Here is a 10797-nt window from a genome sequence, read left to right as displayed (position 1 = left end):
GATTGTCGATAAATGACTGGGGTTGCCTAGGTTTTTGGCTGCTTAGGACAAACTCTCTCATTGGTCACTCAGCAAATCAGCCCGTAGGTTGTCAAGAGTACCACGTTTTGCCGTACCTATTCTCATTGCTTCCAGCGTTTGTGCTGCATTGCTGGCAATTTCTTTACGCCGTTGTTCAACCCGTCTTTTATAAATCACTTCCAGTAGCAAATCTTGGTCTTCAGTTGAAAGAGCCTCTACATATTCAATGACTGTCTGTAATGATACAGGCTTGCTCATCAGCAATGTTTATAGGTTTTGATGATTTTATGTTCCTTTATTTTATGGCAGTTCTCAACGGGACGGGGCATTTGTAAAGGCTTTGCCCATTGGTGTCTAAGGCAAGAACCTTGTAAAGTAAATACGTCATATTATGCCCTTATACTTGCCCACAATTTTCGCTTCACCCCACCCCGGTTTTGTCTGACGGCAAAACCTCCCCTCCCCGCAGGCGGGGAGGGGATTAAGGGGTGGGGTAAAACCAACGTGGGATAGGTGAAAATCGCTATATCTGTATTGACTATCTATAGCCCTTCTCACTTCGTTACAAGACAGCCAGAACGCCTAAATCTAGCAAAAACCACCATATTTTAACCACAGGCTCAAATATACGGCTTAAGTTATGTCAAAGCAAATCCACATATAGTCTTATGTTGCCTACAACCAATCTATGACTTCTGCTAGAAGAATGATTACGTTTTTATAGCTAGTCTTGACTTATATGCAGGACAACTCCCTGGCTTGAAAATAGGTTGGTTTTTTACTCAAATTCCAAAGCCAACCTCTATTTGTAGTGAGCCGACGGAGTTTCCGAAAGTGTGAAAAGTATTGAAAATGAACTCATGGAGTCTTGTGATGACAAATCTGATTTCTAAGGCGATCGCTAACATCAGTTCCGTACTTAACCAATTTCAAGTCAAACGTTTTCTAGCTGTTGTTCTAGTTGGCTTTCTAGTGCTGACAACAAACGTTGCTAATGAGAGTGGTAACAAAGGTTTAACCAACAGGATTAACCAAGCACTAGATCAGAACGATTCCCAAAGACCAAAAACAACAGGAGAATGGAATAAGGAAGCTCGCGAAACCGAAGGTGCTCCTGGTGAACGCGCGAAAAGAATTGCGGGACAATCAGCAGAAGCTGTAAAAGACTTCGGCAAGCTATACCCAGACACTGCTAAAACAAGTGCTAATGCCGATCCCGATTACCCAGCACATGCAGGCAACAAATACTAAACCTTTTGTGTGAATTCAAATTAGGCACAAATACAGATTTTAGAGCAACAGGTGACAGGGTACAGCGAACGGAAAAACTGTACCTTGTCACCTATCATTTTTTAAGCGGGATAAATCCGCAAACGCCGATTTGGTTCTTCGCCAAAGCTGTTGGACTTCAGGCGATAATGTTCTACCAACTCATGCTGCATTTTCCGTACTTGTGGAGAACGGGGCAATAATTCCACTGGCTGTCCCTTAGGAATCACGATTTGCTCTACAGCAAGTCTTGCTTCTTCGAGAGCGTCCATTTCATCATCGCTGGCGCTATGAAGAAACAGTTGCATTTCGCGATCATCGCCGACATCCGGATCGTCGATGTTCAGCAACCGCCGCAAGCCACGGGTAATCTGTGGTAAGGTGCTGGATTTGATCATGTGGATCGGCACTTGACGAGCTCGAGCCATTTGCCGTAATTTGGCATGGTTTTTGACGTGCGATCGCAGTGCCAATATTGCATCAGCACTATCGAGATCTTTTGTCAAGGCAACTGGTAAAGAAAGCACGCCAACGACTTGCTCCAATTGGCTGCGGCTAACGCCATAGGGATATACGTGCAGTGGCAAATCTTCGCCATTGGGTCCTGCCTGTCTCGTATGATTGGCGAAATCAAAGCCATTATGATCATTTAAGGATTCATCCAGCAAGCGGTCAAACTCACTTCGTCCCGAACCCTTTGGGGCTTCACTAGATAGTGAGGGTAGGGCTAGCATTTGCCCATTTGCACGCCAACCGTTAGGCTGTCGTGCTGGTGGTAAAAAAGATTCCTCTCCACCAAGTGTTTGTCCGCCGCGACCGTTGATAGCGACAAGCTGGCGGGTAATATTCACCTTGCCGTTGTCATCCACAGTCCTGACTTGCGGACTCGGCTGACGTCCGCGTAAGAGAGTATCGACTGTGTCAGCAACGCTTTCGTGGACTACCCAGCGTTGCCGTTCTAACATTTCCACGGCAATCTCGAAAGTGGGAGGCGCTTTGCGTTCCAAAACCGTCTTTTGAGAACCGCGCCGTCTGGCTTCATCGTCTCCCAGCGTCACAGCCTGGATACCACCAACTAAATCGGCAAGCGTCGGGTTTTTGATCAGGTTTTCAATCTGATTACCGTGAGCAGTACCGACCAACTGGACACCGCGTTCGGCAATCGTCCGAGCTGCTAAGGCTTCCAGTTCTGTGCCAATTTCATCAATGACGATGACTTCTGGCATATGGTTTTCCACTGCCTCAATCATCACCTGATGCTGCAAATCGGGATGAGCTACTTGCATCCGCCGTGAGCGACCGATGGCGGGGTGGGCAACGTCACCATCTCCTGCGATTTCGTTGGAGGTGTCAATTATGACCACTCGCTTATTGAGATCATCCGCCAAAACACGGGCAATTTCTCGTAATGCAGTTGTTTTGCCTACACCCGGACGCCCTAGCATGAGAATCGATTTTCCAGTTTCCACCAAATCGCGGATCATGCCAATTGTGCCGAATATTGCCCGACCAACACGACAGGTTAAGCCAATAACCTTACCGCTGCGGTTACGGATGGCACTGATCCGATGCAGGGTTTGCTCAATTCCTGCTCGATTATCTCCGCCAAAGGTTCCCACTCTCTTAATGCAATCATCTATCTGTTCCTGCGTAACGGGTGTTTCGCTCAGATACTCTGCTTGATTAGGAAAGCGAGCCTCTGGGCGACGACCCAAATCCAAGACTACTTCTACTAAGCTATCTCGCAGCGGATGCTTTTCTAGTATCTGCCGCAAGTCTTGGGGTAAAATGTCTAACAACTTTTGGAGATCGTCTGTAATCGTCATGCTTTCTATGGTGACGTTTTTTAGAGATAGCAAGAACACCTCCTTGGGAGGGATTCCCGCCCTTGGAAAATGTCCGGTACACGCTTGTAGGAAACACAGTTGTTCCCTACTGCTATGACTTGAGCTGGGAAACGAGAGAATAAGCAAGCTCTACAGCTTGCCAGAGCAATTCTGGTTCTTCTTCTAGGCGGATTGGTTTGACACTGGTCTTTTTCACCTCCCTTGCTTCTAACTGCTCGAGAATCGGTGACAGTAGTACTCGGGCGTAACTACCGTAAGCAACACCGGCAATGGATGGGGAGGCTCTTGAGGAATAAGCTCCCTCTGCTACCTCTGCTCCCCCTGCTCTGTTGAGCAGTCCCATTGCCTTTAACTTGGCAACAGTGTAGTTGTTGGTTCCACCAGCTAACTGCACATATCCCGGTAATTTAGCTGCCAAGACTTTTTGCCCTAATTTGACGGCGGCTAGAGTGGTACCATCGCCAATATCACCACTCATCGGACGACCGTCTGTCTGCCAAATTAAGGCACACTGTATCGGGGCAATCACGTCATGAAGGGCATGAAGGTAGTCAACCATACCGTCTCCATCGGGACAGCTGATCGCGACTAACTTCAAACGCTCAACCCACGGTAAAATTGCTTGCCACAATCTTTTAAATTCTGCCAAACGCCCAACCTTGGTATGAATTTCTATGGCATCCACCCCAGATGATAGTATCAATGGTGCGATCGCTCCTGGCGTTGATACATATGACCTGGTATAAATTATATCATAAGGACAAACTGGTATGCAACGACCACAGCCGTAGCATTTTTCGGATAAAACTCCTGAATAGTCGTTTTTTATACTCTTAAAAACAATCGCTTGCGCTGGACAAATCTTTTCGCATGGTTTATCACATTCTATGGGGCATTCCGTAGAATGAAATTCGGCTTTGCGAAAATGAGGATCTTCTCCATCGTTGAGGCTAACCATCAACAGTGGCGATTTTCCCCCCCAGCCCAAACTTTGCTGCCGAGCAACTCTTGCCAACTGGTCGGCAACTTGCAGCGCCTGCTGGGCTGCGGCAATCACAGATGGATCGGCAGCAACATCTATGCAGTCAGCACCAGCCAAAGTGTAGGCTAATGTTAAATTTCTAACCGCAGGCAGATGTTGGTAGCTGGCTCCGCAAATGAGCTTGAACCAGTGACCTTCCTTAAGGGATCGTAAAGGATCTAATCGTAAAGGGTCTAGCAGATCAGTCACATCTCTATTATGCTATGGGACAGAAAAATGTAGAACGTAAATCAGAAAAGTTTTGAGTTCTAAGTTTTTCCATGTACGCCCACAAACGTTCTGTTTTCAAGTCTTTTGTGAGTTTCTAGTTAAAGTTATATTTTTTGGGTTTTCTCTTTGCTTGTATTGTGAGGGACAACTTATCAATCGCTCAGCTTGATTGTATTTGTTTTGACTCAGCATCCACCTCGGCGTTTGCATGCTTGACTGGAATTTCGATCAGCAACTCTGCTCCTTGCCCTGGTAAGGAGTTGCAACTAATTTGTCCTTGATGTTTTTGTACGATAATAGTATGGCTAATTGCTAATCCAAGCCCACTGCCTTGACCAACAGGCTTTGTCGTAAAAAATGGATCAAAGGTTCTTGAGCGCACCGACTCATCCATACCAAGTCCATTGTCGGCGATACTAATCTTGACAGTATGATTTGCTGTCAATTCTGTACGAATACGAATCTGAGGAGAGATGATGGAGCTTGTCTGATGAGTTGGTGAGTTGCTAAGGTGTGATGGTGTCATCCTTTTTCGATCTTCCCATTTTGCCATCTGTCCATTAGAAAGTGTCTGCCTATCTCCCCATCTTGCCATCTGTCCATCCGAAGTTGGTAAGTTCGAGTACTCACGATCGCCCACTCGCCCGTCCAAAGAATCGATCGCATTATTCAAGATATGCATAAACACTTGGTTCAGTTCGCTAGCATAACAAGTGACTGGAGGCAAAGTACCATACTCTTTCACAACAACAATGGCAGGACGATATGCTGTTTGCCTCAGTCGATGTTGCAACATTTCCAAGCTGCTGTCTATACCCTCATGGATATTCACCGACTTCATCTCGGCTTCGTCAAGCCGAGAGAATTTTTGCAGAGCCAGTACGATTTGCCGAATGCGATCAGAACCTCTGTACATAGCACCTATGAGGTTTCTCAGGTCATTGATCAAAAAATTCAGGTCTATATCCTTGACTATTTGCTGAATATGAGGTGTCGGATTTGGGTATTCCTGCTGATACGCCGAAATCACATTCACCAACTCTTGCACATATTGCCCAACATACTCAAGATTGCCATAGATCAAGCTGATTGGATTGTTAACTTCATGGGCAATCCCAGCAACCAACTGCCCTAATGCTGCCATCTTCTCGTTTTGAATCTGTTTTACCTGAGCAGCTTTTAAATCGTCAAGAGCATTTTGCAACAAAAAATTCTTTTCTTTAAGTTTAATTTGTAACAGACGTAAATGAATCTGGTTTTGAATTCGCAAGACAACTTCTGCCCCATGAAAAGGTTTAGTGATATAATCTACAGCACCCACGTCAAAGGCTTTTACCTTATCTAATACATCATCTAAGGCACTCATAAAAATCACTGGAACTTCACAAGTTCTATCGTCAGCCTTGAGTTGTTGACATACTTCATACCCATCCATCCCTGGCATATTAATATCCAAGAGAATCACATCAGGCAAAACCATTTGACATGCAGTCAGTGCCATTTTGCCATTCAAGGCTTTACGAACTTCATAACCTTGTGCACTGAGCATTGCAGACAACAGACGCAGGTTGTCTGGTGTATCATCAACCACTAAAATATTGCCTTTATATTCTTTATCTTTATTAAAATCCATTGGCAAAAGTTTATGCTTATTGCTTATTGCTTATAGTCAATAATGATATTCAATACTTCACAAGAAGACAACTTGAAGTTGATATCTATCTAACTTTTATACAACTAGATTAAAATAATCACCACGCTCATTGCTCCTAGAAAATCAGCAAGGAAATCATTCACGACTTTGAAGCGATCGCCCAAGCCTCACGCCGAAGTCCGAACGGCGCAGTGGCAAAGGCAATCGCTTTGGGCGATCGCAAACGGTTGACATTCTTCCCACCCTGCCTAAAGGGCTCAGGGTGGGGATTCCAGAAATCACTTCCCGGACTTCCTCTTTCCGCGAGTTGACTTGCGTGACACTCCTACACGCTCCCTTGCGGTACAGTGTAGGCTTCTGCCGGAAATTATCCGGAGCAGAGATTCGTTCGTGGTACTCCAACTGTTTCCCACTACCGCAGTTTATAGTCAGGCACGTGCCCCTCCCGACTTGAATGATTGAAAAACCATTCACCTACGTTCCTTAAAGATTTTACGCATTGGAGGCAGTAGTCGGCTATTAATAGCATATTTAAGACCACACTTCCCAATGCAACCCCCTATCTTCAGTTATCTAGGTACAGATGGTTGACCAGCGTTTTAGTCTTTGTCAACACCTCTTTATGTTAGCATAATGGGTGGTTAATGAATACCCATTATGAAAGATTCGCGATTGAGTTTAAAAATGTCTTCTCGTAGATTACACAAGTTACGGTCATATGCCGCAAGCAAAGATAAGACGGTTACTCAAATTGTTGAAGATTGGGTTGACAGGTTGCCCAATACGGAGATTAGCGGTCAAGGCACTGTCCACGAGGTCTAACACGAAAAAAAATGGGCAGCCTTACTACTACGAGTACTCGTCTTGGAACACAGATAAACATTACAAAGGCTGCCCATTTTTTTAGGGGACAAATGCGACCCCACTCCTGAATCAATCGACGATTGACATTAGTCGGGGGACGTACCTTAACCGCCCCAAAATTCATAAGGGCACCAACACTCTGTGTATGGTGTGGGGCTTCTTTTGGTTCAAGCTAAGATTGAAAACTGCCCGTTACCATCATCCCTCAAACTTACCACCAAGGGCTGTCCAAGTCAGTTTACCAACCTCCCCATCTACGGAAAGACCTGCTTGTGTCTGGAATGCTCTGACAGCAGCTTCGGTTTGAGAACCAAAATCCCCATCTACTTTGCCTGCATTGTACCCTCTAGCATTCATCACTTTTTGCACAGCCTTGACATCATCTCCTACTCTTCCTTGACGAAGGTTGCGTCTAAGTGTTGGTAGTTCAAAACCAGAATATATTAAATTCCAAGCTTCTCCTCGTTCACCGTCGTTAGGAATACGCCAAATTGACGAACCAGGATAGTAGTTCAAATAATCTTGAAGTTCGGCGGCTGTTGCGGGTTTTGCAGTATCACTTTCCGAACCCCAAATTGGCAGAATTGGTTTTTTCAAGCCTAACTTCTTATGAGCATCTAAACAATCTTTAACTTCTTCTGGAGTCGTAGGCTTGAAAGTGAATTTTTCAAAATAAATTTGTGGCAAAGCAATATCGCAATACTTATCTAAAATCTGCCAAGGAACATTAGGATGAAGTCGAGGATTTCCGAAACTTGTATATCCAAAAGTTCCTTCGTTGACGAGCATACGCAGAGCCGAAAGAAGTTTATCTACATTTGCGTGAGTTTTGGTGTCTTCTACTTCTTTTTCTAAATCAATGATATAGCCATCCAGTCCACAATTAAGAGCTTGCCTGACTTTGACGACTTGTCTTGCGATGTCAGGAGTACCGTAGTGATATCCCCAACCATAAACTTCGATATTACGAGATTTAAAATCCTGAATAATTTCTGGAGAGCACTGCCAATCCCAAAAAGTAGGTTTTCCTTGAAATTTACCATCAAAAACTTTGAGATAAATTCGTTGAACTTTGCGTTCTACAAGTTTGTCCAGATAATCGCTGCGAATATCTGAAAGGTTCCAAATCCAAACTCCCTTGGCTTGTTGAGTCATATTCACCAATTTTTATAAATTCATAACATGGTTTATCATTGGCAAAACATCATTTTATATATGATGAATTCCCTTTGACAGTATACTTTAATTTTTTTTGCGTGAGTAGGTAGGTAAGAAGAAACAGATCTATATTAACAAAAGTAATAACACTTAAAACTCCCGCACTTTTACTTGATTTTTACGATTCACTTACAATTTCTTCAAGAATTTGTCTGTCGATTCCAGACGCTTCCAAAAAAATATTTTGCAATAGATTTACTTCAATAAACAAAATAGATATACATTCACGCTTCGTGTGCGCACGCTTAGAGCTAGCGATAGTGCGGATCACCCGCATAAAAGCTCGCCCAAATTTCCAATGCCTTGAAAACCTCCCAGTGTTTCCATTTCCTCAGTAATTGCCATTAAAAAATTAAAAAGGTATTCATAAGCCTTGCATTTCCTAGGCAATTGTGTGAACATTTGATACAGCATATGGATGAAATGTATATTGACATTGGCTCGGTGAGATGCCTGTCAGATAGGGTAAACGGGTGCATTAGCCGTGGGAAGCCACTTGAGTGGCTACAGTCGATTCTCTTAAAGTTTATTGTCTTAAAATTTACTGTGTGAGGACTGGTCATGAAAGCACTTCAGCTAGCTTTTGCTAGTGGAGTAAGTTTTGTATGCTTACTAGCTGGATCGTTACCTTTGAAAGCAATGGCGGCTCTGGCAAAGGTTACTGATAGTTCAACCATCAGAGTTGCTGAAAAATTAGTAACAAGTGGCGATCGCATCCCTACTATCTCCCAAGCTCTTGCTCAGAGCGGGAACTCTCAAAGTTCACAGTCAAATACCTGCAATACCTTTGTGCTTAGCAATCACGAGTCTGATTGCCAAGCTCAGATGGTTGCTGCTAAAAACCGAGTCACGACAGCGATGATTGCAGATGCTCATAGCAAACAAAATTTAACTGTGTTAAGCCAAGAGCAGCAAAGCCGGGATTTAGTCATAGCTGCTTTCTCTAGTTCTTCATCCCCATCTGCCTCTTCAACAAGAGACTCTATTTCACGCCCAAAATTACCCCAACTTTTATCTCAACAAAGCAACACTCAAAGCGCTGATAGCCCTTCCCCGTCATCAAACTCAGTAAAGGAACAGGTAACTTCTGTATCTCAACTCTCAGATGTGCAACCAACAGACTGGGCTTTCGTTGCACTGCAATCTCTGGTTGAGCGCTACGGTTGTATTGCTGGGTATCCGAATGGCACCTATCGAGGCAATCGGGCTATGACTCGCTATGAGTTTGCCGCAGGTTTGAATTCCTGTCTGAATCGCGTTAATGAACTGATTGCTGCTGCAACAACTGAGTTGGTAAGAAAAGAAGATTTAGCCACGCTTCAGAGATTACAACAAGAATTTGCGACGGAACTAGCCACGCTGCGAGGTCGTGTGGACGTTGTGGAAGCTCGCAATGCTGAACTGGAGGCTAATCAGTTTTCTACCACAACAAAACTGAATGGTGAGGCTATTGTTTCAGTGGTTAGCGCTGGTGGAGGCGCTCCTAACAGGGGTAATCCTAATACTATTCTGGTTGATCGAGTGCGGTTGAATCTGAGCACCAGCTTTACAGGTAAAGACTTACTGATTACTGGTCTGCAAGCTTATAGCTTCGGGGGAGGTACTAACAGTATCGGCGGTGCTTTAGGGTTAGTACCAAGTGGTCCATTGCAAAATCAGAGTGCTAGTAGTGCTCGCCTGAGTTTTGAACCCCAATTTCCAGAACTCGACGTTCCCACTCTATCCTCTATTGGTTCCAACGATATTTACCTTTATAAGCTGGCTTATATATTTCCAGTCGGGAAAAGTCTGAGTCTGTTTGTCGCTCCTCGAGCTGAATCAACGGATGCTTTTCCCGCAATTACTCCTTTTGCGAATGAAGGACAAGAGGCAATCTCTCGGTTTGCAGGCTATAACCCAGTGGTTCGCATCAGTGGAGGGACTTCTGGTTATGGTTTGGCATCTGCTGCAGGCTTCAGTTGGAATCTCTCGGACAAAGTGAACTTGGCAGCCTTTTACGCCAGTGCTAATGCAGCAATTCCATCTCAAGCTCCTGATATACTTCCAGGAGTTTCTGGTACGCCATTGGGAGCAGGCTTTTTTAGTGGTAGTGGGATTGCTGCGGCGCAACTGACCTTCAAACCCAGCAAAAGTTTAGATATTGGTCTTAACTATGCCCATAGTTATCACGAAATCAATATTCTGGGTACAGGATTAGTTGCTAAGGATATTGGGGCGGCATTGCCTGGGGTTGCTGCTGGAATACCCGTCAATATTAACTCGGTGGGTGGGACTTTGACTTGGCGGTTTGCTCCGAAGGTTGCTTTTTCCACATACGGCTCGGCGTTCTTCGTTGAAGATTCTTCAGGTCGCGTTGATGCTTCCACGACTTTTACCAGTTGGATGGCAGGTCTTCATTTCACAGATGTCTTTAAAGAGGGTAACAATGCGGGTATCATCTTTGGACAGCCGCTTTTTGTGACTGATGCCGCTGGTGATGCCAGGTTTAAACTTCCTGGTGAGCGCAGAAGTACTCCTTACCATTTAGAGGCTTACTACCGCTTTAAGGTCAGCGACAATATCAGCATTACACCTGGAGCATTTGTCCTGTTCAATCCTGAAAGTGATAGTAGAAACGATACAACAACAGTGGGTGTACTCCGCACCACTTTCACTTTCTAGAATAAACAAGA

At 44.6% G+C, this 10797-nt stretch carries 8 protein-coding genes; 2 read left to right on the top strand and 6 right to left on the bottom strand.

The window, feature by feature from the left end; all coding sequences use genetic code 11:
- Window positions 1–57 precede the first annotated feature (57 nt).
- Complete coding sequence (locus ACM0OZ_RS39470; RefSeq protein WP_414588315.1) at window positions 58–279, bottom strand: hypothetical protein; 222 nt, start codon at window positions 277–279, stop codon at window positions 58–60.
- 615 nt (window positions 280–894) lie between these two features.
- Between ACM0OZ_RS39470 and ACM0OZ_RS39465 the strand changes: the two genes are divergently transcribed.
- The gene (locus ACM0OZ_RS39465) at window positions 895–1272 is read left to right on the top strand and encodes a hypothetical protein (RefSeq protein ID WP_414588313.1); all 378 of its coding nucleotides are present in this window, start codon (window positions 895–897) and stop codon (window positions 1270–1272) included.
- A gap of 101 nt (window positions 1273–1373) precedes the next feature.
- Here the strand turns inward: ACM0OZ_RS39465 and ACM0OZ_RS39460 are convergent, their stop codons facing one another.
- The 5 genes from ACM0OZ_RS39460 to ACM0OZ_RS39440 all read right to left on the bottom strand — a co-directional run bounded on the left by ACM0OZ_RS39460 (window position 1374) and on the right by ACM0OZ_RS39440 (window position 8062).
- Window positions 1374–3116: a R3H domain-containing nucleic acid-binding protein gene (locus tag ACM0OZ_RS39460; protein ID WP_414588316.1), complete on the bottom strand. Its 1743-nt coding sequence runs from the start codon at window positions 3114–3116 to the stop codon at window positions 1374–1376.
- Window positions 3117–3228: 112 nt separating this feature from the next.
- Entirely contained in the window at window positions 3229–4368 is a 1140-nt protein-coding gene (gene ldpA, locus ACM0OZ_RS39455) for a circadian clock protein LdpA (RefSeq protein WP_414588312.1), read from the bottom strand.
- A 181-nt stretch (window positions 4369–4549) separates the two neighbouring features.
- Window positions 4550–6022 carry a response regulator gene (locus tag ACM0OZ_RS39450; protein ID WP_414588311.1) on the bottom strand — a complete coding sequence of 491 codons (1473 nt, stop codon included), beginning with the start codon at window positions 6020–6022 and terminating at the stop codon, window positions 4550–4552.
- A 156-nt stretch (window positions 6023–6178) separates the two neighbouring features.
- Window positions 6179–6517, bottom strand: a complete 339-nt coding sequence (locus ACM0OZ_RS39445; RefSeq protein ID WP_414588310.1) for a hypothetical protein — start codon at window positions 6515–6517, stop codon at window positions 6179–6181.
- 588 nt (window positions 6518–7105) lie between these two features.
- The gene (locus tag ACM0OZ_RS39440) at window positions 7106–8062 is read right to left on the bottom strand and encodes a peptidoglycan-binding domain-containing protein (RefSeq protein ID WP_414588309.1); all 957 of its coding nucleotides are present in this window, start codon (window positions 8060–8062) and stop codon (window positions 7106–7108) included.
- A gap of 624 nt (window positions 8063–8686) precedes the next feature.
- Between ACM0OZ_RS39440 and ACM0OZ_RS39435 the strand changes: the two genes are divergently transcribed.
- Window positions 8687–10786 (top strand): iron uptake porin, encoded by a 2100-nt coding sequence (locus ACM0OZ_RS39435; RefSeq protein ID WP_414588308.1) that lies wholly within the window; start codon window positions 8687–8689, stop codon window positions 10784–10786.
- Window positions 10787–10797: the final 11 nt, after the last annotated feature.

It is taken from the genome of Scytonema sp. PCC 10023, assembly GCF_963920835.1.
GTDB lineage: Bacteria > Cyanobacteriota > Cyanobacteriia > Cyanobacteriales > Nostocaceae > Kalymmatonema.
The sequence above is the reverse complement of the archived record's forward strand: the minus strand, read 5'-3'. Positions and strand labels throughout refer to the sequence as shown.

Coding starts and splice junctions, on each gene's coding strand:
- ACM0OZ_RS39470 (WP_414588315.1), bottom strand. CDS start 279: ATGAGCAAGCCTGTATCATTACAGACAGTCATTGAATATGTAGAGGCT.
- ACM0OZ_RS39465 (WP_414588313.1), top strand. CDS start 895: ATGACAAATCTGATTTCTAAGGCGATCGCTAACATCAGTTCCGTACTT.
- ACM0OZ_RS39460 (WP_414588316.1), bottom strand. CDS start 3,116: ATGACGATTACAGACGATCTCCAAAAGTTGTTAGACATTTTACCCCAA.
- ACM0OZ_RS39450 (WP_414588311.1), bottom strand. CDS start 6,022: ATGGATTTTAATAAAGATAAAGAATATAAAGGCAATATTTTAGTGGTT.
- ACM0OZ_RS39440 (WP_414588309.1), bottom strand. CDS start 8,062: ATGACTCAACAAGCCAAGGGAGTTTGGATTTGGAACCTTTCAGATATT.
- ACM0OZ_RS39435 (WP_414588308.1), top strand. CDS start 8,687: ATGAAAGCACTTCAGCTAGCTTTTGCTAGTGGAGTAAGTTTTGTATGC.